Raw genomic sequence first — 24,513 nt, 5'->3', positions numbered from 1 at the left:
GGGTTTTTAGTGGATGAGGGAGATGCTAAAAAGGCTTTCCACGCCATAATTTCCCTTTTACAGGATGGGGAGCTCAGGTTTAAAATGGGAAAAAGGAGTTTTGAAATCTTTAGCGAAAATTATAACCTTGAAAAAATGGTTAGTTCCTATGACTGCCTGTACAAGAAACTTTTAAAAGATACGGAGGCAGTTTTTAATGGATAAAAATACAAAACTAAAACTTTTAACCATTGCTTCCGTTTTAATCGACGCCGTTTTATTAAACCTCGGCTTTGTAGCGGCTTTTTTGCTGCGGTTTGGTTTTAAGCTTCCTGAAGAAAACTTTATAGCTTATCTTACCGTTTACCCGTGGGTAACTTTAGCGGGGCTTTTACTTTTTAATGTGTATGGTTTATACCAGAGTTATAAACGAAGCCGGGCAGAAGTTATCGCCTCTACCGTTTGGGCAATCGTGCTTCTGCTGCCGGTAGCCATGGGCATGGCGTTCTTCTTTAGGGGCTTTTCCTTTCCGCGGACGGTTTTCGTGGTTGCCCTTATCCTGCAGCTTATAATTTTTATTCCCTGGCGGCTCTGGCTCTGGCGGCTTGAGAAAAAAGTTTTTGGAGCAAGGCGGCTTTTATTAATTGGCGGTCACAAAGAAATCCATATTACCCGGGATAAGATCAAAGATAACAAGATTGACCTCTTTGAGGTTGCGGGAAAGCTGGCAGCTCCGGGAACAATTGAGGAAGTTAAGGAAGCCATCAATAAGTATCGGCCGGAAGTGGTGCTTATCGGTAATAACCTTCCGGACAAGCTTAAAAAAGAAATATTACTTTTAACTTTGTCGGAAAATATTCCGGTGTACGTTATCCCCGATTATTATGATATCGTCCTTTCCCAGGCCAAGCTTGAATCGATAGGCGACTTACCGGTCTTTTATTTGGAAGGGCTTTCCCTGCCTGCCGGGATGCAGATGGTCAAAAGGGCGATGGATGTACTGTTGGCCTTGGTTGCTCTTATTTTGGCAAGTCCTATTATGCTACTTACTGCGCTTTTAATTAAAATTGACTCGGAAGGCCCGATATTTTATCTGCAGGAGCGCGTGACGGAAAACGGCAGGAAATTTTACTGTTATAAATTTCGTACCATGGTGAAAGATGCGGAGAAACTCACCGGACCCACATTGGCTACCGAAAACGATCCACGGATAACCCGGGTAGGAAGGATCTTACGGGCGACGAGAATTGACGAATTACCCCAGCTAATTAACGTAATAAAAGGAGACATGAGCTTAGTTGGCCCAAGGCCGGAACGTCCTTTCTTTGTCGAAAAATTTACCGATGAGGTGCCGGAGTACGCCTTACGGCTAAAACTAAAATCCGGCCTAACCGGTCTTGCCCAGGTGGAAGGGAAATACAGTACCTCTTTTGAAGACAAGCTAAAATACGACTTATTATATGCCAAAGCTTATACCCCTCTAAAAGATTTAGAAATTATCCTGCATACGTTGAAAGTCATTTTAATTAAGGATAAAGCATCTTAATGGAAAAAGATATTAAACCTCCCATAAAATGGGAGGTTTTTTTCTGTTTTTAGCGAATATTATTTTATAGTAAAAACTGGTAAAAAGGGAGGGTTAAAAGTGGAACCAGAGCGCTTAAAGCGCCGTTTAATTCGGGTAGACTTATCCACAACCGAAGGAAGGCTTAAATTTATTTTAGTGGTTTCCGCACTTATAATAATTATAGCTGCTGGTTCGGTAGGAGCTATTGCTGCTACCATGACACCTGGATTTTGTAAGTCCTGTCACGAAATGTTGCCGGAATACGTTACCTGGCAGGCCAGTTCCCACAGCCAGCTTGCCTGTACCAAGTGTCATATCGAGCCCGGGGTTGTGAACCTGTTAAAAGAAAAAATGGGGGCGATGAAGCAGTTGTACCAGCATGTAACCAAGACTTACGAGCGACCCATTTTTTTGCCTGAAGAAAAGGAAATTAAAACGGAAATTTGCTTTCAGTGTCACTCCACCAACCGGGAATATACTATAGCTGGGGATATTATAGTTCCTCACGATAAACATATTAAAAAACATGTGGATTGTATCAAGTGCCATTCGGGGGTAGCCCATGCGAAAATTGCGGAACGGGGATTAACTGTTACCGGTTCTTTTGAGGAGTGGACGCCGGAGCGTGGGAAAAAAGAAATGTCCACCGAATTTGTAAAACCGGAAATGGATAACTGTATTGCCTGTCACTTTAGCCGCGGCGTTACTATTCGCTGCGAGAAATGTCATAAAACAATTAAAACTCCCGATAATCACGCCGCAATTAACTGGATTAATATTCATGGAGTCCAGGCAAGAAAAGATTTAAAATACTGCGAATCCTGCCATAATTACGGGATGAAGATGGTAGCTTTAAACCTTGATAAAGAGCCGGTGGTGCAGTATGCCCGGGGCAACCAGTTCTGCCGGAGCTGCCACACCAAGAAACCAATTACCCACTCGGAACCCTGGATGCCGAAACACGGAACCTGGGCCAAGGAGAAAGGCTTTACGAACTGCTTTGTTTGTCACAACAAGAAGCCGGGCGAGTCCAAAGAAGGAGCAGCCCAGACCTTCTGTAACAAGTGTCACTGGTTTGAATAAAAGCTGGCCTGCTTTACGGCAGGTTTTTTCTTTTCTGTAAAGTTTTCGAGGAAAAATTTTCGTTTGTTCCCCGTTATTTTGGCAAAAATTTCAGGAATATTATGGTAATATGGATGGGGAAAAAATACTGAAGGGGACATATACCAATGGGAAAAAAAAGGTGGAAGATTTACTGGTGGCTTTTAATAATAATTTTTTTCCTTGTTTTTTTAAATTATCAGCAAAGGATTAATGTACATGATCTTTTGTCCGTATTTTCATCCAAATCTCAGCCTCTAACCCCTTTTTTGATTATTGATTCGTATTATCAAGAAAAATTGGCCAAACCCTGCGGCGTTTTTCTTCGCGGTACAAAAATTTATGTTACTGATGGTGCCAGGAAAAAAGTTTATGTTTTTGAAACCGATGGCACTCCAGTTGCAAGTTACGGCCAAAAAGGTGAATTTACCTATCCCTGGAGCGTTTATGTAGATTCGGCCGGTAAAATCTATGTTTCCGACTTAATGGATGGGGTCATCAAGGAGATTGACCCAAGGAATGGTAAAATGCGGGAGCTGGGGGCGGAATTTTTAAAAAGTCCTATGGGTATTTGGGTAGAAGGGGATAATATATTTGTAGCCGATGTTAACCAAAAAAGCATTATTCTCATGGACAAAGATGGAAGATACTTAAAAACGCTTACGCAAAACGGTGACTTAGTTTCACCTTCGTATTTACAAGTGGTTGGGGATGAACTTTACGTAACCGATGCGGCAGCCAATCGCATAGTTGACGGAAAGATTGAAGAAGGTTTTACCAAAGTTTTTGGGGAGGGCTATTTACTTTGTCCCCGGGGAATTACCGCCTTTGATGATACGATTGTGGTGGCGAACACCCTGTTAAATCGCCTTGACGCTTTCTCTTTAAAGGGTAAATACCTTTGGAGTTTTGGAGAAAAGGGGCATGAACTAAATCAGATGTTTTTACCTACCGGGATTGCTTATGCGGAAGAGCTTTTAGCGGTAGCCGATCAAGGAAATGGGCGGGTAGTGGTTTATAAAATTGAGAAATAAATTGTCGTTTTGGGATTCTCAGGTTTACACCCCTTCCAGTCTGGAAAAACTTAAGCTGGAGGGGTTTTTATTTATGTCAAAAAGAATCTTTCTTACGTTAATTTTTTTAATTGCCGGAATAGTGGTGGGGCAGGCCAATTGGCAAGATCTTTTTATAACAAAAACTCAAGTACAAGAAAAAACCTATTATACAGTCTTTTCAACTCCAAATCCGGTGAAAATTCACGAAGCTTTTACCAAAAATACCGATGCCTGTGCTTCTTGCCAATCACCCCACACTGTCCAAGGGGCTAAGCTTTGCCCTAAAAAGAGTTACAAAAATTAAAAAAGCGCACAGGAGTGCGCTCTACAAATAATTAGCTCAACATGCAAATCGCCCTGCATAGAAATCAATCATGTACCGGATGGATTACCAGTCCCGATAAGGGTTTGGGGTAAAAGTAGGTGGATTTTTGCGGCATTTTGTTACCGGATAGGGCAACGGCTGCTACTTCCTCGGCGGTAGGGGGAGGAACCAAAAAGGAACAAAAGGCTTTTGCGGTCATTACTTCATCGATGCAATCCTGGGCGTTTCTGGTATATTTTAAATACTCCCCGGAAAGGGTTTCTTTTTCTCCGATGCCGGCTGGTTTTAAGATTAGTTCGTGAAGGACCGTTACCGGTAGGCGGGCAATAACTTCGGGAAAATCCGGTAAGATATTTGCCGGGTCTTTTTCTTTTAAATAAAGAAGATAAGCTTTATCTTTTAAGCACATACCAAAAACGTACCTTTCCTTAAGCGTTACAAAACGGTTTAAAATTTCTTTTAAGGGTACTTCTACGAAAGTAAAATAGGCTAAGATTTTTTCCAATATTTCGGCCGGAGAACTTTGAACTTTGAGAACTATCCGGTGGGTTGGTAGGACTAATAAACCGGGATCCGAAAAGGGGATTAACTGCATCAGGACCCGGTAAGCATTGATGCCTTTTTTCTCCATTTCCCGGGCATAGGTTAAGGCGGTATCGTAACGGTGATGGCCGTCGGCGATGAAAAGTTTTTGGCCTTTAAAGTAGTTTTGGGCTTTTAAAAGGGAATCCGGGTCAACGACTTTATAAAGCTTATTTAATCTCCCGCTTTCATCGGTAAATTCAAACATTAAACTTGCTTTTTCCCGCAAAATATTAAAGGCCAAATTTTGGCTATCATCATATAAAACCATAATGGGACTGGTGTTAACCCGGGTCTCACGGAGAAGATTTAAGCGGTCTTCTTTGGCTTTGGGCAGGGTATTTTCGTGGGGTAAAATTACCCCTTTTTCGTAAGGCTCTACCTGGACGGACGCAAAAATGCTTTTTCTAAGGTAAGATTGGCCTTCCCAGGAAAAGGTTTCTTCTAAAAGATATAAGGCTGGAGTTTCTTCCTGAACCAGGATACCCTCGGAAAGCCAATTGTTTAAATAGCTTTTGGCCCGGGTATAACGGTTATTTTCGGGAGTATCAGCGGCAAAGGTTTTTCCCAATTCCAGGTGTATAAAGTTATATTCGTGTTCGTTATAATATTTTTCCTGCTCCTCCGGGGAAATGATATCATAAGGAGCTGTTACAAGCTTTGGCAAAAGAGGAAGAAATTTGGGATTGTAATAAATCCCCCGAAAAGCAAAAATAGCGGCCATTATTCTATCCTCCCCATAAAAATAAAATAATTAGCATATAGTTTACACTATTCTTCTCTTTTCGTCCAGCGGTTCAGGTCCCTTTTGTAATATTTAGCCATGGTTGCTTTAAAAATCTCGGAGAGGTCGTATCCCAGGGAGTTGGCAAAGCAGGCAATGATAAATAAAATATCCCCTAACTCTTCTTCAATGGAACCGGAGAGCTCTCCCGGTTTTTTCTTTTTTTCGCCAAACCGGTGGTTAACCTCCCGGGCAAGCTCTCCTACTTCTTCCGCCAGCCTGACTACAAGGCTCATGGGTGGGAAATAGCCTTCTTTAAACTGGCTAACCCACTTATCGGTTAATTCCTGCACCTCTTTTAAATCCATAACCGCCTCCTAAAATTCATAAGGTTTTATGATTATCTTTTTAATTTTGGTATCAAAAAGCTTATGGGAATGAGCAGGCCTTATTACCACTGCGGTGTCGGCACCTTTGCCGGTACCGGCAATGGCGATAACATCTTCGCCATAAGGAATTAGTCCGGCATCTAAAGCCATAATGGCTATTTCGGTGGCCACCTTTACTCCCTGCCCTAAAAGACGTAAGGATTGAGCTACAATTTCGGCCGGATAAATCCCCTGAAACTTAAACCTAAAAGCCCGGTCGATACCGGCAAAAAGGTGGGTAGTGGTTAGAACTTTAAAGCCTTCGGCCAGAAGCTTTTGGCGGTTTTCCGGAGATAGTTCATCTACTCCCGGGCCGGCAAAGCCTACGTGGTGGGTTACAGCGACTAAATTATACTCCTTTGGGGTTAAAAGCCTCTGTAGTTTAAAAGCGGTAGCACCGCTGCAGGTAGCAACCACAACGTTCTTGATATTTTCCTGGATGGCTTCTTTGGCGGCCAATTCTAAAACAAGCTCAGTATTTTGGGAACCAGCAGTAATTTTCATGTTGCATCACTCCTTCTAAGTTTTTTCTAATTTATTTTGACATATTTCCTTAAATTCAACAATATGATTGGAAAAAAACGGTGAGGAGGGGGAATGTGGTTTACTTGGTTGCTCAAAAAAAGCATTTACTGGTCGTAGGAGTTGTAATAGCAGTGCTTATTGCGGGCTTAAAAATTTTTACTAGTGGCTATAACGGGCAGGAGCTTATAAAAAAAGCTTTTGAGGAAATAGAAAAGGAAGCATCTTATAGTTATACTTCAGAAGTTCGGCTTTTGGAAAAGGAAAAAGTGAATTATTTAAGCCAGGTCGAAGGAATTAAAACTACTAATGGGGCTTGGGCTAAAGGCAAGATTTTAGGGACTCCGGTGGAGATTTTGTGCATTGATGATACCACTTATTTTCGCGATGTCCAAACGGGTAAATGGTTAACCTTTAAAGGAATCAATTTAAGGGATGCCCAAGCTCTGGTTAATGAGTTAAATCCTTTAAAAGTTTTGGCTTTTAACCAAATTAAAAACCTTCGTTACCGGGGTACCGAAACGGTTGGCGGAGTTAGATGCATTGTTTTTGAAGGGTGGCCGGAATATACTCATCCGGTGTTAAAGCATTTATATCACGATTATGAAGGAAAATTTTATCTCGAGAAAAAAAATAAAAAATTAAAAAGAGTTGTGCTGCGGGCGAAGAGTAGTTTTAACCGGACAATTGTTTTAGCGGTGCGGGTGACCTTTAAAGAAACCGGAAGGCAAGTAAAATTGCCAGTTCCCCACTAACCTTATAAAGACATTTTACAAGTTATTTCTTGACACTGGCGTGTTTTTTTTGTATAATTTCCGCATCAATTAAAAATATAAAAAATTTAATGGGAGGAATAGTTTTGCATCAGGATGTTGCTGAGATTTTAATTTCTGAAGAAGAAATACGGGCGAAGGTTAAAGAACTTGGCCAGCAAATCTCCCGGGATTACGCCGGACAGGAATTACTGCTTGTTGGTATCCTGCGGGGAGCTATGCTTTTTATGTCCGATTTAATGCGGGAAATTGACATACCGGTAAATATTGATTTTATGGTGGTATCGAGCTATGGGGCTGGTACTACCACCAGCGGTGAAGTCCGGGTGTTAAAAGATCTCGACCGGGGAATTGAAGGTCGCAATGTTTTATTAATTGAGGATATAGTCGATACCGGTCTTACTTTAAATTATCTCACCAAATACCTTGCTAATCGCCATCCCAAATCCCTGAAAGTCTGCACTTTACTAAATAAGCCCAGCCGTCGGAGGATTGAAGTGCCGGTGGATTACAACGGTTTTATAATTCCCGATAAGTTTGTTGTAGGTTATGGTTTAGATTATAACGAATTTTACCGTAACCTTCCCTATATCGGCGTCCTAAAACCAGAGATTTACCAGGTATAATTTTAATTTTTTTCAACAAGTAATTAAATTTCACCCACCACCTACCACCTACTATCTACCACTCTTTAAAGGAGGTACTTATGGCGTCTAAGGTAATTGTCTTGGATTTTGGCGGACAGTACAGTCAGTTAATAGCCCGGAGAATTCGGGAATTAAAAATATACTGTGAAATGTTGCCTTATAATACCCCCCTGGAGAAAATCGTTAAGGAAAACCCAGGGGGGATTGTGTTTTCCGGAGGGCCTTCATCGGTTTACGGGGAAGGAGCACCGACGGTTGATCCGGAAATTTATCGTTTAAATATACCGATTATGGGAATCTGCTACGGAATGCAGCTTATGGCCCACCAACTGGGTGGAGAAGTGCGACCGGCGGAAGGAAGGGAATACGGAAAGACCCCCCTTTTTATCTTAGATCGGGATAAGCTTTTTGCCGGTTTAAAGGAAACGGAAATTTGCTGGATGAGCCATGGGGATTTTGTGGCCAAAGCTCCCGCAGGGTTCAAAGTTTCCGCGAAAACGGAATATACTCCAATTGCAGCAATGGAAAATCGGGAGCAAAAGCTATATGCGGTGCAGTTTCACCCGGAAGTGGTTCACACTCCTAAAGGGAAAGAAATCCTGCAAAACTTTTTATATAATATTTGCGAGCTTACACCCGACTGGACGATGGAATCGTTTGCCCAAAGGGCAATTAAGGAAATAAAAGAGCAAGTGGGGGATGAAAAGGTCGTTTGTGCTCTTTCCGGCGGGGTTGATAGTTCTGTGGCGGCGGTTTTGGTTCATAAAGCTGTTGGCGATAATTTAACCTGCATTTTTGTGGACCATGGGCTTCTTAGAAAAGGTGAGGCTGATGAAGTGGTCCGCACCTTTAAAGAGCAATTTCAGATGAATTTAGTGTTTGTGGATGCAAAAGAGAGGTTTTTAGGGAAATTAAAAGGCGTTCGTGACCCCGAACAAAAAAGAAAAATAATTGGCCACGAGTTTATCCGGGTTTTTGAAGAAGAAGCAGCTAAACTTGGCGAAATACGATATCTCGTCCAGGGTACCTTATACCCGGATGTGGTGGAAAGCGGCACCGCTACTGCTGCTACCATTAAATCCCACCATAATGTTGGTGGTCTGCCTGAAGACATGAAATTTAAACTAATCGAGCCCTTAAAGTGGCTTTTTAAGGACGAAGTGCGGGAGCTTGGCCTTGAGCTTGGCCTTCCGGAAAGTATTGTCTGGCGCCATCCCTTCCCGGGACCCGGCCTTGCGGTGCGAGTTTTAGGGGAGATAACCGAAGAAAAGCTTAGGATCTTACGGGAAGCCGACTATATCTTTATCGATGAATTAAAGAAATCAGGCTGGTACCGGAAAACCTGGCAGGCCTTTGCGGTACTGCCAAATTTGCAGTCTGTGGGGGTTATGGGAGACGAGCGGACTTACGCCTATACTATAGCACTGCGCGCCGTAACCAGCGAAGATGGTATGACTGCCGACTGGGTCCGGTTACCTTACGAACTACTGGAAAAAATCTCAGCCAGGATTGTCGGCGAGGTGAAAGGAGTTAACCGGGTAGTGTATGATATCACCAGCAAACCCCCTGCTACTATTGAATGGGAGTAGTAGGGGTTTTCTTTTTCATAATATTGCAGGAGGTGTTTACAATGTACAAAGTAGGGATAATCATGGGCAGCGACTCTGACTGGGAGGTTGTAAAAAAGGCCGTAGAGGTTTTAAAAGAGTTTGGGGTGGAATACGAAGTTAAGGTGGCGTCGGCCCACCGTACCCCTGATAAAGCATTGAATTTCGCCCGTTCCGCCCTGGAAAAAGGCTTTGGGGTGATAATCGCGGCAGCGGGAATGGCGGCCCATCTTCCTGGAGTTCTGGCGGCGGTAACAACATTACCGGTTATTGGGATACCGATTAAAGCTTCCCTTGAGGGGATAGACAGCCTTTTAGCGATAGCCCAGATGCCCCCGGGAGTACCGGTGGCTACAGTAGGCATAAACGCCGCTAAAAATGCGGGGCTTCTGGCGGTGCAGATTTTAAGTTTAAGCGATGAAAGCCTGGCCCAAAAGCTTTACGCTTATAAAGAAAAGCTTGCCCTGGAAGTGGAAGAAAAAGAACAAAAGCTATTAGCAAAATTGTCCTAAAACTACTATTGGAGGTGTGGTGATGATTGCCCGTTACACTTTACCGGAAATGAAAAAAATCTGGTCTGATGAAACTAAATTTCGCACCTGGCTTCAGGTCGAAGTGGCGGTGGCGGAAGCCATGGGAGAATTAGGCTTAATCCCCAAGGACGCAGCAAAGGTGATTAAAGAGAAAGCCAATTTTGATGTGGCCCGGGTGTTAGAGATTGAAAAAACTGTGAAGCATGATGTTATCGCTTTTCTTACTAATGTTGCCGAGTATGTAGGTGAAGAAAGTAAATACATTCATAAAGGCTTAACTTCATCGGATGTCCTGGATACTGCCTTAGCTTTACAGTTAAAAGAAGCCGGGGAACTTTTATTAAAAAAGCTTGAAGGGATACATAAGCTTACCCTTACGCTTGCCGAGCAGTACCGCTACACGGTGATGATTGGCCGTACCCACGGGGTTCATGCGGAACCTATCACTTTTGGCCTGAAGATGCTTTTGTGGGCGTCGGAAATTGAACGAAATATGGAGCGGTTAAAAGCGGCTATTAAAACAATTAGCGTTGGAAAAATTTCCGGAGCGGTGGGGACTTATGCCAATGTGCCACCGGAAGTAGAACAACGGGTTTGTGAAAAATTAGGTTTAACTCCGGAGAAAGTTTCTACTCAGATAATTCAAAGGGACCGGCATGCCGAGTTTGTCTTAACTTTAGCTTTAATCGCCACTACCTTTGATAAATTTGCTACTGAAATTCGAACCTTACAGCGGACGGAAATTCTGGAGTTAGAAGAGCCGTTCACCGAAGGCCAAAAAGGGTCTTCGGCAATGCCCCACAAACGAAATCCCGTATTATGTGAGCGGATCTCTGGGCTTGCCCGGGTGGTAAGGAGCTACTCCATTGCTTCTTTAGAAAATGTAGTCCTCTGGCAGGAGCGTGATATCAGCCACTCCTCGGCGGAACGGATGATTTTACCCGATGCCACCGCGACCCTCTACTATATGATGCACGTTTTTAGTGAGGTTTTGGAGAACTTAAATGTTTACCCCAAGAACATGGAGAAAAATTTAAATTTAACCGGTGGGCTTATTTATTCCCAGCGGGTGCTTTTAGCTTTAGTGGAAAAGGGTATTTTACGGGAAGTGGCTTATAAAATTGTGCAGCGAAATGCGATGACTGCCTGGAAGACCGGGAAAAACTTTAAAGAACTTTTACTTGCTGACCAGGAACTTTTGGGGCTTTTAAAGCCAGAAGAAATTGAAGAGCTTTTTGATTATAACTACCATTTAAAACATATTGATACAATATTTCAAAGATTTGGTTTATAGAAAGGGGTAGAGGTAATGGAGAAAAAATTTCTTTATGAGGGAAAAGCTAAAATCGTTTATGCCACCGCAAATCCCGAGGAGGTGGTAGTGTATTACAAGGATGCAGCCACAGCTTTTGACGGTAAGAAAAAAGGTGAAATAGAAAATAAGGGCTACTTGAATGCCCAGATTTCGGCCTATATCTTTAAGTATTTAGAAAAACAGGGAATTAAAACTCATTTTATTGATTTAATTGGAGAGCGGGAACACCGGGTAAAAAAGCTGGAGATTATTCCTCTAGAAGTGGTGGTTCGCAATATTGCGGCAGGATCTCTATCTAAACGTTTGGGTCTTCCGGAAGGGACAACCTTACCCTTGCCCGTGGTGGAGTTATACTACAAAAATGATGAATTAGGAGATCCTTTGATAAATCATAGCCACGCCAAAGTTTTAAATCTGGCAACCCAGGAGGAAATTAACTATCTTGAAGAGACGGCTCTTAAAATAAATAAGCTTTTAGTGGAATTCTTTTCTTCTTTGAACATTCTACTGGTGGATTTCAAGCTGGAATTTGGCAGGTTTAACGGGGAAGTCCTTCTCGGGGATGAAATTTCTCCAGACACCTGTCGACTCTGGGATAAGGACACTAAAGAAAAGCTTGATAAAGACCGGTTTAGAAGGGATTTAGGGGGCGTGGCGGAGGCTTATCTTGAAATATTAAAGCGAATAAAAGAAAAAGCGTAAAGAAGGGAGGCAAATTATGGCTATTGCCCATGTAATTGTGGAATTAAAGCCCCAAGTTTTAGACCCCCAGGGGGAAGCGGTAAAAAATTCCTTACACTCCCTCGGGTATGAGGAAGTAAAAAAAGTTAGAGTTGGCAAATATATTACCTTAGAAGTAGAAGGGAATGATTTAAAGGAAGTGGAAGAGAAGGTAAAGGAAATGGCGGATAAACTTTTGGCCAATGTGGTCGTAGAAAAATTTACGGTACGGGTGGAGGGTTAAGATGAAGTTTGGGGTGGTGGTATTTCCGGGCTCTAACTGCGATGCCGATTGCAATCATGTTTTAAAAAACGTCTTTGGGCAGGAGACGGTTTATATTTGGCATAAGGACGATAGTTTTGATGTAGACTGCATTGTCTTGCCCGGGGGGTTTTCCTACGGAGATTATTTGCGCGCCGGGGCGATAGCCCGGTTTAGTCCGGTGATGAAAAAAGTGGTGGAATTTGCCAATGCTGGTGGTTTGGTGATCGGGATTTGTAATGGTTTTCAGATTCTTTTAGAGGCCGGACTATTGCCGGGGGCGATGCTCCGGAATAATAATTTACACTTCCGGTGCCATGATGTTTACCTGCGAGTAGAAAATGCCAATACTCCTTTTACCAATAAAGCTTTTGCTAAACAGGTGCTAAAAGTTCCCATTGCCCACGGGGAGGGCAATTATTACTGTGAAAGCGAAACTTTAGAAAAACTTATTGCCAACGGACAAGTGGTGTTTCGGTACTGTAATGCTCAAGGAGAAGTGACCGACGAGGCTAACCCCAATGGCTCCCTTTACAATATTGCGGGAATCATTAACGAAAAAGGTAATGTGCTCGGGATGATGCCCCATCCGGAACGCTGTTCCGAGAAAAGCCTGGGCGGGGAGGACGGCAAAGTAATATGGGAGTCAATTATTGCTTACCTGGAAAGGGGGGCTAACCGTGGCTAAGTGGCGGGAAATGGGTTTAACTGACGCCGAATACCGGAAAATTGTGCAGTATTTAAACCGCGAACCCAATGAAGTGGAGCTAGGGATGTGTGCGGTGATGTGGTCGGAACACTGCAGCTATAAAAGTTCTAAACTCCATTTAAAAAAGCTTCCCACCCGGGGACCGGCGGTCGTGCAGGGGCCCGGAGAAAATGCCGGAGTGGTGGATATTGGGGAAGGGCTCGGGATTGCCTTTAAAATTGAAAGCCACAACCACCCGTCGGCCATTGAGCCCTACCAGGGAGCAGCTACGGGAGTCGGAGGAATAATTCGGGATATTTTTGCCATGGGCGCCCGGCCAATTGCCCTTTTAGATTCCCTGCGTTTTGGAAAGCTTGACTCTTCCAGGGTTCGCCACCTTTTTACCGGCGTGGTGGCCGGGATTGCGGGTTACGGTAACTGTATCGGTATTCCGACGGTGGCGGGCGATGTTTATTTTCAGGAATCCTATGAAGAAAACCCCCTGGTAAATGCCATGTGTGTGGGATTGGTAGAGCTTTCTAAGCTAAAAAAAGGCGTAGCTACTGGTATAGGAAATCCGGTACTTTTAGTAGGGGCCACTACCGGTCGAGACGGGATTCACGGGGCAACTTTTGCCTCCGAAGAGCTATCCCAGGACGGGGAAGATAAAAGACCGGCGGTGCAAGTAGGGGATCCCTTCATGGAAAAGCTTTTATTAGAAGCGTGTTTGGAAGCGTTAGAATACGGTCATATTGTTGGAATGCAGGATTTAGGGGCAGCTGGACTTACCAGTTCTTCCTCGGAGATGGCAGCAAGAGGAAACTCGGGGCTCCGGCTTTACCTGGACCGGGTACCGCTCCGAGAAGAAGGGATGACCCCTTATGAAATTATGCTTTCGGAGTCCCAGGAGCGGATGCTTTTGGTGGTGGAAAAGGGATATGAAGAGGAAATAATCAAGATTTTCAAGAAATGGGATTTAAATGCGGTGGTGGTGGGAGAGATTACCGCTGGGGAAGATATAGAAATATTTTTTGGTAATGACTGTGTGGCCAAACTTCCCTACCGCTTGTTAACCGATGAAGCTCCCGTTTATGACCGCCCTTATTTAATTCCAGAGAATAAAAACTTTGGGAAAATCGATCCGGTAGAAGTAGATTGTGGGGAAGCTCTCCGCCTCCTTTTACAAAACCCCAATATTGTCCGGAAGAATTATGTATATGAACAGTACGACCATCAGGTAGGCATTAATACTGTAGTTAAACCGGGATATTCCGATGCGGCAGTTTTAAGGCTAAAGGGTACCAAAAAAGGGGTTGCTGTTAAAACTGACGGTAATGGCCGCTATGTTTACCAAAATCCCCGGGAAGGGGCTAAAAGGGCGGTCCTGGAGACGGCCTTAAATTTAGCAGTTACCGGGGCAAAACCTTTGGGACTTACCAACTGCTTGAACTTTGGCAACCCGGAAAAACCGGAAATAATGGGGCAATTTGTGGAAGTAATTGCGGGGATGAAGGAAGCGTGTGAAATTTTAAATATTCCCGTAACCGGTGGGAATGTTAGTTTTTACAACGAAACCGGAGAAAAAGCTATTTACCCTACACCGGTTATCGGGATGGTAGGTTTAATTGACGATTTGGAAACAGAACTTATTCCCATGGCTTTTAAGACCGAGGGAGATTTAATTTACCTCCTGGGTGAACCCACCGGGGAATTAGGCCAAAGTGAATTTTTAAAGGAGTTTTTTGGGGATGTTCTTGTTCCGGTACCACCGGTGGACCTTCAGGAGGGGAAAAAAATAATTGAGCTTTTACCTTTGTTAAAAAAGCAAGGACTCATTAACTCTGCTCATGATGTGAGCGAGGGCGGAATTGCGGTTTCCCTTTGTGAGGCAGCTTTTGCCGGCAATAAAGGGGTAAACCTTGATTTTACTACTCCCCTTTTACCTCAGGAGTTTCTTTTTTCCGAAAAAATCGGACTGGTGGTAGTCTCGGTTTCAAAAGAGAAAGCAAAAGAGTTTGAAGAGGCGGTAAAAACTTCCGGTATTGGCCTTTTAAAGCTTGGGAAGGTAGAGGGAGAGGAAATAGTAATTAAGATAAACGGCCGGGTAGAAATTGAAGAGAAGCTTTTTAAGTTAAAAGCTTTATATGAGGGGGGCCTAGCTTGGGCGCTGAAATAAGAGAAGAATGCGGGGTGTTTGGCATTTATGCTCCAGGTTACGATGTTGCCAGACTTACCTACTGGGGGCTTTTTGCTTTGCAGCATCGGGGTCAGGAAAGCGCGGGAATTGCGGTTGGCGATGGAAAGGATATTAAACTTCACAAAGGTATGGGGCTGGTGGCGGAAGTTTTTAGCGAGGAGAAACTAAACGAGTTAAAGGGTTTTGTAGCTTCAGGACATGTGCGCTATTCGACCACCGGCGCCAGCGTACCGATAAATGCTCAGCCGTTGGTATTTCATTATAAGTTAGGAAAAATTGCTTTAGGCCATAACGGCAATCTGGCCAACGTTTTGGAGTTAAAGAAAAATCTTTTGTCCCGGGGAGCGATTTTTCAAACCACTACCGATAGCGAAGTAATTCTTAATGTTATTGCCCAGTATGCCCAAACGGATTTAGTGGAAGGTATTTTAAAGGCGATGGTGGATTTAAAGGGAGCGTATTCGCTGGTAATTATGACCGAAAACCAATTAATAGGGGTTCGCGACCCCTGGGGCTTTCGGCCCCTGGTCCTGGGGCGCTTTAAAAATGGCTATGTCTTAGCATCGGAATCGGCAGCTCTTGATACCATTGGGGCGGAATTTATTCGGGATGTGGAGCCGGGGGAAATTATCGTTATTGACGAAAAGGGGCTTAAAAATTATAAGTTTCTCCAGGGAATGAGGCACTCTTTTTGTATCTTTGAATTTATCTACTTTGCCCGGCCGGATAGCATCATAAACGGTTATCATGTAAATACTGTCCGGCGGAAAATGGGCCAGGTTTTAGCTAAGGAGTACCCGGTTAAAGCCGATTTAGTGGTGCCGGTGCCTGACTCGGGTACCGCTGCGGCCCGGGGTTATGCTGAGGCTTCAGGGATTCCCCTGGAAGAGGGGTTGATGAAAAATCGGTATGCTGGGCGTACTTTTATCCGTCCGAGCCAAAGGGAACGGGAAATTGGCGTGAAGTTAAAGTTAAACCCTATTCGGGAGGTTTTAAAGGGTAAAAAAATCGTGGTTATTGACGATTCCATTGTCCGGGGAACCACCAGTAAGCAAATCATAGAGCTTTTAAGAGATGCCGGTGCAAAGGAAATTCATTTATTATTAAGTTCTCCGCCGTTTATCCGTTCCTGTTACTACGGAATAGATATTTCCCGGGAGGATGAATTAATTGCGGCCAAGTACACCCTCGAGGAAATAAAAAATTATATTGGGGCTGATGGGCTTTACTATTTGTCATTGGAAGGTTTGCTGGGGATCTTTAAAGAACGGGAATTTTGTCTTGCCTGCTTTACCGGGGATTACCCGGTACCGATAAATTAAGGCTGGAGGGTAAACCATGGAGGAGTTAACTTATAAAGCTTCGGGCGTGGACATCGATGCGGGCCTTGATGCTGTCCGGCGCATTAAATCGGAAGTGGAGAAAACTTTAAACCCCAATGTTATAGCCGGCATTGGCGGCTTTTCCGCCCTTTATCGCCTGGATGTATCCGGTTATAAAGAGCCGGTGCTGGTTTCCTCTACCGATGGGGTGGGAACAAAGCTTAAGATCGCTCAGACGCTGGGAAAATACGATACCATAGGCATTGATTTGGTAGCGATGGTGGTTAACGATTTACTCACCGTAGGAGCTAAACCGCTGTTTTTCCTGGATTACGTTGCGGTGGGCAAGCTAAATCCGGAACAGGTAACGGACTTAGTGAAGGGAATGGCTCAAGGATGCCTGGAAGCGGATTGCTCCCTGGTGGGGGGCGAGACTGCGGAAATGCCCGGCGTTTACCATCCCGGAGATTTTGATATTGCCGGCTTTGGTGTGGGGGTTGTGGAAAAAAGCAAGATAATCGATGGAAGTTCTGTTAAAGCCGGTGATGTCATGATTGGCGTTGCTTCTTCGGGGATCCACAGTAACGGCTTAAGTCTTGCCCGAAAGGCTCTCCTGGAGTACGGTAAATATCATCTTACCGATTATATCGAAGAGTTTGGGAAAACCCTGGGGGAAGAACTTTTAACACCTACCCGGATTTATGTAAAGCCGGTCCTTGATTTATTGCAAAGGGTGGAGATAAAAGGCATGGCTCATATTACCGGCGGAGGGATTTTAGATAATCTTCCCCGGGTTTTATCGGAAGATGTAGAGGCACGGCTAACCGTAAACTGGGAGGTACCAAAAATTTTTAAGTTAATTGAAAAATCCGGGAATGTGCCGCGAAGCGAGATGTGGCGGACATTTAACATGGGCATTGGTTTTATTTTAATCGTGGAGGAGGCAAAGGTTCAAGAAGCAATTAAGACGTTAGAGAGTTTTAATTATAAATCATGGGTAATTGGAGAAATCACTGCTGGGGAGCGCAAGGTGATTATAAATGAGTAGGGAGGAAGGCGATGTTAAACCTGGGGGTATTGGCTTCAGGACGGGGGAGTAATTTTCAGGCGATTATTGATGCGGTAGAACGGGGAGTTTTGCCGGCAAAAATAAAAGTACTGGTGACCGATAATTCTAATGCTTATGCTATCGAACGGGCCAAGCGGGCGGGTATACCCTGGCATTACTTTGACCCTAAAGGTTTTAAAAGTAAAGAGGAATACGAAAAGGAGATAGTGAAAACCTTACTTTCCTATGATGTTGATATGGTATGTCTTGCCGGCTATATGCGCTTAATTGGCAAACCTTTGCTTTCTTCTTTTCCCATGAGGATTATTAATATCCATCCGGCGCTGTTACCGGCGTTTCCTGGGCTTCATGCCCAGAAGCAGGCTTTGGATTACGGTGTGAAAATTGCCGGCTGCACCGTGCATTTTGTCGATGAGGGGATGGATACCGGCCCCATTATTTTGCAGGCAGCGGTTCCGGTTTACGATGACGACAGTGAAGAAAGCTTAAGTGAGCGGATATTAGAGCAGGAACACCGGATTTTGGTAGAGGCGCTTAAGCTTTTAAGTGAAAACCGCTTATTGGTAGAAGGACGGCGGGTAAAAATCTTGCCGGACAGGGGGGAAGAACATGGAAAGTAAGCGGGCTTTAATTTCCGTTTACGATAAAAGGGGTATAGTGGAATTTGCCAGGAAATTAGTAGATTTAGGCTTTGAAATAATTTCTACCGGGGGAAGTTATAAGGTTTTAAAAGAGGCCGGTATCCCGGTAACGTACGTAAGTGAGATTACCGGTTTTCCGGAAATTTTAGAAGGACGGGTAAAAACTTTGCATCCGGCAATTCACGGTGGTATCCTGGCCAAAAGAATTGAGGAACATTTAAAGGAACTAACATTTCAGGGGATTAAACCAATTGATTTGGTTGTAGTAAACCTGTATCCTTTCCGGGAAACGGTGGCGCGGGGTGCTAATTTAGAGGAAGTTATTGAAAATATAGATATTGGTGGCCCCACTTTAATCCGGGCAGCAGCTAAAAACCACCGGTACGTGACGGTGGTGGTTGATCCGGAAGATTATGCGGAAGTGGCCGAATATTTGAAAAACGGGGAGGTTCCGCCTGACGTCAGGGAAAGGTTAGCTTTAAAAGCGTTCCGCCATACCGCCAGTTACGACATTGCTATTGCCAATTATTTTGCGGGAAGGTTAGAAGATGGGGGTTTTCGGAAAAAATTATATATTGAAGCGGAACAGGTGGAAATGCTGCGGTACGGGGAAAATCCCCACCAGCGGGGAGCGGTTTACCGGGTGGAGGGACATCCCGGATTGGTGGGAGCAGAAATTTTAAACGGTAAAACCATGAGTTTTAATAATTACCTTGATGCCGATGCCGCGTACCGGTTAGTAGGGGAGTTTCGTGAGCCGGCGGCTGCCATTATCAAGCACACCGTACCCTGCGGTGTGGCTACCGGGGAAAATTTAAAGGAAGCTTACGAAAAAGCGTATGCCGGTGACCCCGTGTCAGCTTACGGTGGAATTGTTGCTTTTAACGGTGCGGTTGATGAAAAGGTGGCTGAGCTTTTGGTTCAGCATTTTTACGAGGTTATAATTGCTCCGGACTTTCGTGGTGAAGCCTTAAAAATCTTGCGGGAAAAGAAGAATTTACGGGTTATAAAGGCAAAACCGCTTGCTTTAGATGAAATTAATTTAAGGCAAATAAGCGGGGGACTGCTGCTGCAAGAAAAAGATGGAAAGCTTTATGAAGAATTAAAGGTAGTAGCAGGTAATAATTTAACAGAAAGGCAAAGGGAAGATATAGTTTTTGGCATAAAAGTAGTGAAATACGTTAAATCCAATGCCATAGCTGTTGTAAAAGACAGGATGCTTTTGGGAGCCGGAGGTGGGCAGACCAGCCGGATTGAAGCGGTAAAAATTGCCCTTAATAAAGCCGGGGGTAAAGCCCGGGGAGCTGTGGTGGTTTCCGATGCCTTCTTCCCCTTTGCCGATTCTATCGAAGAACTGGCTAAAGCGGGGGTTTCGGTGGTAGTAGAGCCGGGAGGAGCGGTGCGCGACCGGGAAGTAATTGAGGAAGCAAGAAAAAGGAATATAACCCTTGTTTTTTCAGGAATTCGGCATTTTTTACATTAGGAGGGGGTTTAAGTGAAAGTACTGGTAGTGGGAAGTGGTGGCCGGGAACATGCTATAGTAAAAAAACTTAAAGAAAGCCCAAAAGTAACAGAATTACTGGCTGCTCCGGGTAATGCCGGTATTGCTCAGGAGGCGCGTGTAGTTCCGGTAGAAGTTGATAATTTAGCAGGGCTTTTAGAAATTGCTTTACGGGAAAAAGTGGATTTAACGGTGGTGGGACCCGAGCTTCCCTTAACCCTGGGTATTGTAGATTATTTTAACGAACATGGGCTTTTAGTTTTTGGGCCCAACCGGGATGCGGCCCAAATTGAAGGAAGTAAAAGTTTTGCTAAAGAGATTATGAAAGAAAACAATATTCCAACGGCTTTCTCTGAAACCTTTGATAATTTTGCTGCTGCCCGGGAGTATGTGTACCAAAAAGGGGTGCCGATAGTCATTAAAGCCGATGGTTTGGCGGCCGGTAAAGGAGTTTACGTTTGCCAGGAGTTAGAGGAAGCGCTGAAGGCTTTAGAAGACATTTTTATTAAGCGAATCTTTGGTGCTGCTGGGAATAGGGTAGTTATTGAGGAGTACCTGGAAGGTCAAGAGGTAAGCGTTCTGGCTTTTACCGATGGGGAAACGGTGGTACCAATGGTACCAGCCCAGGACCATAAAAGGGTATTTAACAACGACCAGGGACCCAATACCGGGGGGATGGGAGCTTATGCACCGGCTCCAATATACACCCCCGCAATTGCTGAAAGGGTCCAACAAGAAATACTTCTACCAACAATAAGGGGCCTTAGAAGTAAGGGAATAACTTACCGGGGAGTTCTATATGCAGGGCTTATTTTAACCAGGGAAGGGCCAAAAGTTTTAGAGTTTAACGCCCGCTTTGGTGACCCGGAGACCCAGGTCATTTTGCCCCTGTTAAAAACCGATTTGGTAGAGATTATGCTGGCGGTGGTGGAAAAAAGGCTTTTCGAGGTAAAAATCGAATTTCTGCCCAAGGCCTGTGCCACGGTAGTATTGGCCTCCGGCGGGTATCCCGGAAAATATGAAACCGGCAAAGTTATCCATGGTCTTGACCGGTTACCGCCGGGGGTGGTGGCGTATCATGCCGGAACAGCTTTCAATGGGGATGATATTGTTACCGCCGGTGGTCGGGTATTAAATATAACGGCGGTAGGGGATACCCTCAAGGCGGCTTTAGCTCTTGCCTATGAAGGAGTTAAGGCCGTATCCTTTGAAGGGATGCACTACCGCACCGATATTGGCCAAAAAGCATTGAAATTACAATAGGGCTGTTATTCAATTCGATAATTACTTACTTCCTCCGAAGCCATAGGTATAACCTCTATGGCTTCTTTATTTTTCGGATTATTTGCCCGGAAGAAAACCACGGTAACTTTTTGCTCCTTGGGGCAGTCGGCATAGCGGGCGGTAATTTGGGCTGCGGTTTTAAGAGCAACATAAGAAATATCACTGCCCGTTACCACGGCCAGGGGCCCTTTAAAATCTTGCACCCGCATTAAAAGGTCCTGACCCTCAGCAGATGCTTTTAAAGCTTCATTTTCCTCGTGGTTGCGGCCAACAATAAGCTTTGCTCCAGAGCTTAGCCGAAACTGCCGACCAATGTTTAATCGTTTAATTTCTCTTAAATTATACTGTCCGTACTTTATTAAATCTAAAAGCTTTTTCCCGTATTCCACCTGGGTTAAAAGGCAACCGCCGGCGGGTGATGGGTAATTATGAATACCAAATTCTTTGGCTAAGGCCATTTGGGGTTTACGGTTACGGCCGGAAAAACCAAGAAGTTTTTCCCGGTCAATGAGTCCTAATCGCTCCGGTAGAGTAGGAGGGAGGTTTTTAGCCGTAAGCGGCCGTACTAGGATATCTTCTACTCCCGCTTCCCGGGAGGTTTGTTGCATCGAGTGGCGCATCTGGGATTTCGGCCGCTGTCCCAGCACTTCACCGCTTATTAAAAACGAAGCATTATATTTTGGTAAAAGCTCTTTGGCCTTTTTTAACATAAAAGCCCGGCAGTCAATGCAGGGATTCATGGCTTTGCCATAACCGTATTTAGGTTTTAAGATTAACTCTAAATAATCTTCACCCAGATGTTCTAAAATAAGGGGGACGCCTAATTCCTTGGCTTTTTCTTTTATATATTCGGTTTTTACTTCTGAGACGAAAGGATTTATAAAATGAAGGGCAGTTACATCGGCACCGGCTCTTTGAGCCACTTTTATGGCTAAGATACTATCTAGGCCTCCGGAAAAGAGAGCCAAAGCTTTATTATTCATTAAATTTTCCTCCTTTTAAAGCTTCAACTAATAATATATCGTACTTTAAAAAGAAACAAAAGCTTAAATTAATACCTGCATAAAAAAACGGTTCTACCAAAGGCAGAACCGTTTTACGGTCGTCTTTTTTTATCAAAAACAATGCGATACTGGTTTAGTTCCTGCTCAGTTGCTTTTTCAACCTTAAAAATTTTATTTAAGGAATCATTCCAGATTTTAACTGGTAAGTCCTCCTCAGGAGCGTCGGCGTAACGAGCGGTAATTTTTGCTGCTAATTTTAAGTCTTCTTCCACCGGATTTCCCTGCACTAAAGTCGTGGGACCAACAAAACCGTCTACTTTTAAGAGAAACTCTTCCGGTTTTTTTAAAAAAGAAAGGAGCTCGTTTTCCTGAGCATTTCTTCCTACGATAATTTTGGCTGTGGGTGACAGGCGAAAATGACGCCCAAATTTTAAACGGTCAATCTCTTCAACCGTTAGCCTACCGTTATAACGAATCAGATCCTGCACTTTCCCGGCAAATTCTTTTTTGGTTAAAAGACAACCTCCCGAGGGGCAGGGGTAATCGTTTATACCAAAATTGGCCGCAAGTTCCATCTGGGTTTTCCGGGAGCGACCGGAAATAGCTAAAAGTTTATCCCGGGAAACGTACCCCTCTTGCTCGGCAATCGTTGGAGGAAAGTGCAGAGCCGAAAGGGGGCGAAGAACTAGGCCCTGGATTCCCGCTTCCCGGTCAATTAAATTTATGGCGTCCCGTCGCTGCGAATTAGGTCGCTGCCCTAAGACTTCTCCGGTAATCATAAATTTGGCGCCGATTTCTTCCATAAGTTTTTTTGCTTTTTTAAACTTTAAGATCCGGCAGTCAATGCAGGGATTTAAAGCGCTACCATATCCATGGGGTGGATTTTCCACAATTCTTAAATATTCATCGCCGCAATTTTGGACGTGTAATTTTATCCCTAAATCCGCAGCAAGCTTGGTTGTGGAAGCACATCCCTGGCCTTTAGATAAACAGCGGCAAAAAGGGCTCGTAAAATTAACCGCTTCGACGTCTATGCCTTGTTCTAATAAAAGCTTTATAGCCAAAGTACTATCGAGTCCGCCGGAAAAGAGTGCCAGCGCCTTAACCATGCAAAACACCTCCCTTAGGGACGGTTCTATTGGAGAGTATTTTCTACACTAAAAAGAAAATGTTCTCTTAGAACCGTCTCTAAAAGTAGTATTTTACGAAGTGTAATACAATTAAAAGTATAGCGAAAAAAAGGGAAGAAGACAACCGCGAAATATTGACAAGAAAATTTTAGTATATTAAAGTATTAAAATAAGATAACCGTAAGGGGTGTTGCGATGTTTAAGTACGAGGGAAAGCTTAGGGAACCGGCGTTAGATAGTTTATTTGAAGCGATACTGTCTTTGCAAAATTTAGATGAATGTTATGCTTTTTTTGAAGATATTTGTACCATAGCTGAGTTAAAGGCCCTGGCGCAGCGCTGGGAAGTGGCTAAAATGCTCGAAGCAGATAAGACTTATCAGGAAATAGTCCAAAAAACCGGTGCCAGCACGGCAACTATTAGTCGGGTCAAACGGTGTCTAAATTATGGTGCTTCTGGTTACCGCTTAATGCTTGCTAGACTAAAGGAAGAAGGGAAGTTATGAGAGAAAATTTTAAAGAATTGCCGCCTGGAGTAAGAGATTATTTGCCAGAGGAAGCCCGGGTCCGAAGACGGCTTGAAAACTTGTTTGTAGAACTGGTGGAAAAGGAAGGGTTTCAGGAGATTTTAACCCCTGCCTTTGAGTATTATGAAACCTTACGGGAATCCCAGTCGGAATCCGAATTAATTAAATTTGTAGACCGTACCGGGGAGCTTTTAGCTCTTCGGGGAGATATGACTACTCCCATTGCCCGGGTGGTTTCTACTAAACTAAAACATCAAGAGCTGCCCCTGAAAATATTTTATGCGGCGACCGTTTTTTCTGGAAATTTTTCCGGTAGAAACAGACTTAGGGAGTTTAAACAGTTAGGGATTGAGGTTTTTGGGGACATTACTACTAAGTTAGAAGCATCTCTAATAAAGTTAATGGCGACTTATTTGCTAAAAGCCAAGGTCAAGAACCTGGAAATTTCGCTGGGACATGTGGATATTTTAGTCGGGCTCATTGAAGAGTATGATTTAAACCAGCACTTTCAGGAAATAAAAAATGCCTTAAACCAAAAAGATTACGTAGCCTTAGAAGGTATCTTAGAACGGGCCGGAAAAAGCCAGGTTGTCCGCGAAAGCCTGGTGGATTTTTTGCAGCAGCGGGGTGGTAAGTCAATTCTCAAAAAAGCAAAAAAACTAATTCAGCACCCCAAGGCGCAAAAAGCTTTTACCCAATTAGACGAAGTTTTAGAGAACCTAAATTACGCCGGTATCAAGGAATTAAAACTGGACTTTTCTTTAGTTCGGGATTTAAACTACTACACGGGACTGGTGTTTGAAGCTTATACCCCTTATCTTGGCTATCCCTTAGGGGGCGGGGGACGTTACGATTTTCTCTTAAGAAAATTTGGTTGGGATACTCCGGCCTTTGGTTTTGCCCTGGGCCTGGAAAGAATTATGGAAAGTATTGCTAATAGTATTGACAAATAATTTTTTTAACCGTAATATTTTAGTATATTACTAATTTAATACTTTAATATAATAAAGTG

General features: G+C 43.9%; 26 protein-coding genes. 21 read left to right on the top strand and 5 right to left on the bottom strand.

The window, feature by feature from the left end; all coding sequences use genetic code 11:
* The 5 genes from cpu_RS13875 to cpu_RS12690 form a co-directional block, all read left to right on the top strand.
* Nucleotides 1-204, top strand: a 204-nt coding sequence (locus cpu_RS13875) for a glycosyltransferase (protein WP_234970256.1), incomplete at its 5' end; no start/stop codon positions are given.
* Nucleotides 197-1,525 carry a sugar transferase gene (locus cpu_RS12705; RefSeq protein ID WP_075860356.1) on the top strand — a complete coding sequence of 443 codons (1,329 nt, stop codon included), beginning with the start codon at nucleotides 197-199 and terminating at the stop codon, nucleotides 1,523-1,525. The genes cpu_RS13875 and cpu_RS12705, both read left to right, overlap by 8 nt.
* 99 nt (nucleotides 1,526-1,624) lie before the next feature.
* The gene (locus tag cpu_RS12700) at nucleotides 1,625-2,629 is read left to right on the top strand and encodes a cytochrome c3 family protein (RefSeq protein WP_075860355.1); all 1,005 of its coding nucleotides are present in this window, start codon (nucleotides 1,625-1,627) and stop codon (nucleotides 2,627-2,629) included.
* A gap of 146 nt (nucleotides 2,630-2,775) precedes the next feature.
* The gene (locus cpu_RS12695) at nucleotides 2,776-3,681 is read left to right on the top strand and encodes an NHL repeat-containing protein (protein WP_075860354.1); all 906 of its coding nucleotides are present in this window, start codon (nucleotides 2,776-2,778) and stop codon (nucleotides 3,679-3,681) included.
* Nucleotides 3,682-3,754: 73 nt separating this feature from the next.
* Complete coding sequence (locus cpu_RS12690) at nucleotides 3,755-4,006, top strand: hypothetical protein (RefSeq protein ID WP_143299324.1); 252 nt, start codon at nucleotides 3,755-3,757, stop codon at nucleotides 4,004-4,006.
* Nucleotides 4,007-4,070: 64 nt separating this feature from the next.
* On the opposite strand, the gene cpu_RS12685 is transcribed toward cpu_RS12690, so the two are convergent.
* From cpu_RS12685 to cpu_RS12675, 3 genes are read right to left on the bottom strand one after another with little or no spacing between them, the layout of a single operon-like run.
* Nucleotides 4,071-5,333, bottom strand: a complete 1,263-nt coding sequence (locus cpu_RS12685) for a DUF1015 domain-containing protein (protein ID WP_075860352.1) — start codon at nucleotides 5,331-5,333, stop codon at nucleotides 4,071-4,073.
* A 47-nt stretch (nucleotides 5,334-5,380) separates the two neighbouring features.
* Nucleotides 5,381-5,701: a nucleotide pyrophosphohydrolase gene (locus cpu_RS12680; protein ID WP_075860351.1), complete on the bottom strand. Its 321-nt coding sequence runs from the start codon at nucleotides 5,699-5,701 to the stop codon at nucleotides 5,381-5,383.
* A 9-nt stretch (nucleotides 5,702-5,710) separates the two neighbouring features.
* Nucleotides 5,711-6,265: a pyruvate kinase alpha/beta domain-containing protein gene (locus cpu_RS12675; protein ID WP_075860350.1), complete on the bottom strand. Its 555-nt coding sequence runs from the start codon at nucleotides 6,263-6,265 to the stop codon at nucleotides 5,711-5,713.
* Nucleotides 6,266-6,360: 95 nt separating this feature from the next.
* Here cpu_RS12675 and cpu_RS12670 point away from each other — a divergent pair, with 95 nt between their 5' ends.
* From cpu_RS12670 to purD, 14 genes are all read left to right on the top strand, one after another.
* Nucleotides 6,361-7,038: a hypothetical protein gene (locus cpu_RS12670; RefSeq protein WP_075860349.1), complete on the top strand. Its 678-nt coding sequence runs from the start codon at nucleotides 6,361-6,363 to the stop codon at nucleotides 7,036-7,038.
* Nucleotides 7,039-7,142: 104 nt separating this feature from the next.
* Nucleotides 7,143-7,682: a hypoxanthine phosphoribosyltransferase gene (gene hpt / locus cpu_RS12665; protein ID WP_075860348.1), complete on the top strand. Its 540-nt coding sequence runs from the start codon at nucleotides 7,143-7,145 to the stop codon at nucleotides 7,680-7,682.
* Nucleotides 7,683-7,762: 80 nt separating this feature from the next.
* Nucleotides 7,763-9,292: a glutamine-hydrolyzing GMP synthase gene (guaA, locus tag cpu_RS12660; RefSeq protein WP_075860347.1), complete on the top strand. Its 1,530-nt coding sequence runs from the start codon at nucleotides 7,763-7,765 to the stop codon at nucleotides 9,290-9,292.
* Nucleotides 9,293-9,333: 41 nt separating this feature from the next.
* A complete protein-coding gene (gene purE / locus cpu_RS12655; RefSeq protein WP_075860346.1) occupies nucleotides 9,334-9,822 on the top strand; it encodes a 5-(carboxyamino)imidazole ribonucleotide mutase in 489 nt (162 codons plus the stop codon).
* 22 nt (nucleotides 9,823-9,844) lie between these two features.
* Nucleotides 9,845-11,137 carry an adenylosuccinate lyase gene (gene purB / locus cpu_RS12650; RefSeq protein WP_075860345.1) on the top strand — a complete coding sequence of 431 codons (1,293 nt, stop codon included), beginning with the start codon at nucleotides 9,845-9,847 and terminating at the stop codon, nucleotides 11,135-11,137.
* A 15-nt stretch (nucleotides 11,138-11,152) separates the two neighbouring features.
* The gene (gene purC, locus cpu_RS12645; protein WP_075860344.1) at nucleotides 11,153-11,860 is read left to right on the top strand and encodes a phosphoribosylaminoimidazolesuccinocarboxamide synthase; all 708 of its coding nucleotides are present in this window, start codon (nucleotides 11,153-11,155) and stop codon (nucleotides 11,858-11,860) included.
* A 16-nt stretch (nucleotides 11,861-11,876) separates the two neighbouring features.
* A complete protein-coding gene (gene purS, locus cpu_RS12640) occupies nucleotides 11,877-12,122 on the top strand; it encodes a phosphoribosylformylglycinamidine synthase subunit PurS (RefSeq protein WP_075860343.1) in 246 nt (81 codons plus the stop codon).
* 1 nt (nucleotide 12,123) lies between these two features.
* Nucleotides 12,124-12,828, top strand: a complete 705-nt coding sequence (gene purQ, locus cpu_RS12635; RefSeq protein WP_075860342.1) for a phosphoribosylformylglycinamidine synthase subunit PurQ — start codon at nucleotides 12,124-12,126, stop codon at nucleotides 12,826-12,828.
* Between the two features lie 10 nt (nucleotides 12,829-12,838).
* Complete coding sequence (purL, locus tag cpu_RS12630) at nucleotides 12,839-15,004, top strand: phosphoribosylformylglycinamidine synthase subunit PurL (RefSeq protein ID WP_439951481.1); 2,166 nt, start codon at nucleotides 12,839-12,841, stop codon at nucleotides 15,002-15,004.
* Nucleotides 14,989-16,347 carry an amidophosphoribosyltransferase gene (gene purF / locus cpu_RS12625; RefSeq protein ID WP_075860340.1) on the top strand — a complete coding sequence of 453 codons (1,359 nt, stop codon included), beginning with the start codon at nucleotides 14,989-14,991 and terminating at the stop codon, nucleotides 16,345-16,347. The genes purL and purF overlap by 16 nt, the downstream gene beginning before the upstream one ends.
* 16 nt (nucleotides 16,348-16,363) lie before the next feature.
* On the top strand, nucleotides 16,364-17,395 hold the full coding sequence (purM, locus tag cpu_RS12620) for a phosphoribosylformylglycinamidine cyclo-ligase (RefSeq protein ID WP_075860339.1): 1,032 nt from the start codon (nucleotides 16,364-16,366) through the stop codon (nucleotides 17,393-17,395).
* A gap of 11 nt (nucleotides 17,396-17,406) precedes the next feature.
* Complete coding sequence (gene purN, locus cpu_RS12615) at nucleotides 17,407-18,036, top strand: phosphoribosylglycinamide formyltransferase (protein WP_075860338.1); 630 nt, start codon at nucleotides 17,407-17,409, stop codon at nucleotides 18,034-18,036.
* Nucleotides 18,026-19,540: a bifunctional phosphoribosylaminoimidazolecarboxamide formyltransferase/IMP cyclohydrolase gene (purH, locus tag cpu_RS12610; RefSeq protein ID WP_075860337.1), complete on the top strand. Its 1,515-nt coding sequence runs from the start codon at nucleotides 18,026-18,028 to the stop codon at nucleotides 19,538-19,540. Before purN ends, purH begins: the two co-directional genes overlap by 11 nt.
* 12 nt (nucleotides 19,541-19,552) lie before the next feature.
* A complete protein-coding gene (gene purD, locus cpu_RS12605) occupies nucleotides 19,553-20,821 on the top strand; it encodes a phosphoribosylamine--glycine ligase (RefSeq protein WP_075860336.1) in 1,269 nt (422 codons plus the stop codon).
* A 5-nt stretch (nucleotides 20,822-20,826) separates the two neighbouring features.
* Here purD and cpu_RS12600 read toward each other — a convergent pair whose 3' ends face one another.
* Together cpu_RS12600 and cpu_RS12595 are read right to left on the bottom strand one after the other, a co-directional pair.
* Complete coding sequence (locus cpu_RS12600) at nucleotides 20,827-21,825, bottom strand: 7-cyano-7-deazaguanine synthase (RefSeq protein ID WP_075860335.1); 999 nt, start codon at nucleotides 21,823-21,825, stop codon at nucleotides 20,827-20,829.
* Between the two features lie 113 nt (nucleotides 21,826-21,938).
* Complete coding sequence (locus cpu_RS12595; protein WP_075860334.1) at nucleotides 21,939-22,955, bottom strand: DUF814 domain-containing protein; 1,017 nt, start codon at nucleotides 22,953-22,955, stop codon at nucleotides 21,939-21,941.
* Nucleotides 22,956-23,171: 216 nt separating this feature from the next.
* Here cpu_RS12595 and cpu_RS12590 point away from each other — a divergent pair, with 216 nt between their 5' ends.
* Nucleotides 23,172-23,480, top strand: coding sequence for a YerC/YecD family TrpR-related protein (locus cpu_RS12590; RefSeq protein WP_075860333.1), 309 nt, complete (start codon nucleotides 23,172-23,174; stop codon nucleotides 23,478-23,480).
* Nucleotides 23,477-24,454 carry an ATP phosphoribosyltransferase regulatory subunit gene (gene hisZ / locus cpu_RS12585; RefSeq protein ID WP_075860332.1) on the top strand — a complete coding sequence of 326 codons (978 nt, stop codon included), beginning with the start codon at nucleotides 23,477-23,479 and terminating at the stop codon, nucleotides 24,452-24,454. The genes cpu_RS12590 and hisZ overlap by 4 nt, the downstream gene beginning before the upstream one ends.
* Nucleotides 24,455-24,513: the final 59 nt, after the last annotated feature.

Origin of the sequence: Carboxydothermus pertinax (assembly GCF_001950255.1) — a bacterium.
Lineage (GTDB): Bacteria > Bacillota > Z-2901 > Carboxydothermales > Carboxydothermaceae > Carboxydothermus > Carboxydothermus pertinax.
This window is presented reverse-complemented; position numbering and strand designations above follow the sequence as displayed.

What these genes read in the sequence shown, in the direction of transcription:
- cpu_RS12705 (WP_075860356.1), top strand. Translation starts at nt 197, where the DNA reads ATGGATAAAAATACAAAACTAAAACTTTTAACCATTGCTTCCGTTTTA.
- cpu_RS12695 (WP_075860354.1), top strand. Translation starts at nt 2,776, where the DNA reads ATGGGAAAAAAAAGGTGGAAGATTTACTGGTGGCTTTTAATAATAATT.
- cpu_RS12690 (WP_143299324.1), top strand. Translation starts at nt 3,755, where the DNA reads ATGTCAAAAAGAATCTTTCTTACGTTAATTTTTTTAATTGCCGGAATA.
- cpu_RS12685 (WP_075860352.1), bottom strand. Translation starts at nt 5,333, where the DNA reads ATGGCCGCTATTTTTGCTTTTCGGGGGATTTATTACAATCCCAAATTT.
- cpu_RS12680 (WP_075860351.1), bottom strand. Translation starts at nt 5,701, where the DNA reads ATGGATTTAAAAGAGGTGCAGGAATTAACCGATAAGTGGGTTAGCCAG.
- cpu_RS12675 (WP_075860350.1), bottom strand. Translation starts at nt 6,265, where the DNA reads ATGAAAATTACTGCTGGTTCCCAAAATACTGAGCTTGTTTTAGAATTG.
- guaA (WP_075860347.1), top strand. Translation starts at nt 7,763, where the DNA reads ATGGCGTCTAAGGTAATTGTCTTGGATTTTGGCGGACAGTACAGTCAG.
- purE (WP_075860346.1), top strand. Translation starts at nt 9,334, where the DNA reads ATGTACAAAGTAGGGATAATCATGGGCAGCGACTCTGACTGGGAGGTT.
- purB (WP_075860345.1), top strand. Translation starts at nt 9,845, where the DNA reads ATGATTGCCCGTTACACTTTACCGGAAATGAAAAAAATCTGGTCTGAT.
- purC (WP_075860344.1), top strand. Translation starts at nt 11,153, where the DNA reads ATGGAGAAAAAATTTCTTTATGAGGGAAAAGCTAAAATCGTTTATGCC.
- purS (WP_075860343.1), top strand. Translation starts at nt 11,877, where the DNA reads ATGGCTATTGCCCATGTAATTGTGGAATTAAAGCCCCAAGTTTTAGAC.
- purQ (WP_075860342.1), top strand. Translation starts at nt 12,124, where the DNA reads ATGAAGTTTGGGGTGGTGGTATTTCCGGGCTCTAACTGCGATGCCGAT.
- purL (WP_439951481.1), top strand. Translation starts at nt 12,839, where the DNA reads ATGGGTTTAACTGACGCCGAATACCGGAAAATTGTGCAGTATTTAAAC.
- purM (WP_075860339.1), top strand. Translation starts at nt 16,364, where the DNA reads ATGGAGGAGTTAACTTATAAAGCTTCGGGCGTGGACATCGATGCGGGC.
- purN (WP_075860338.1), top strand. Translation starts at nt 17,407, where the DNA reads ATGTTAAACCTGGGGGTATTGGCTTCAGGACGGGGGAGTAATTTTCAG.
- purH (WP_075860337.1), top strand. Translation starts at nt 18,026, where the DNA reads ATGGAAAGTAAGCGGGCTTTAATTTCCGTTTACGATAAAAGGGGTATA.
- cpu_RS12600 (WP_075860335.1), bottom strand. Translation starts at nt 21,825, where the DNA reads ATGAATAATAAAGCTTTGGCTCTCTTTTCCGGAGGCCTAGATAGTATC.
- cpu_RS12595 (WP_075860334.1), bottom strand. Translation starts at nt 22,955, where the DNA reads ATGGTTAAGGCGCTGGCACTCTTTTCCGGCGGACTCGATAGTACTTTG.
- cpu_RS12590 (WP_075860333.1), top strand. Translation starts at nt 23,172, where the DNA reads ATGTTTAAGTACGAGGGAAAGCTTAGGGAACCGGCGTTAGATAGTTTA.
- hisZ (WP_075860332.1), top strand. Translation starts at nt 23,477, where the DNA reads ATGAGAGAAAATTTTAAAGAATTGCCGCCTGGAGTAAGAGATTATTTG.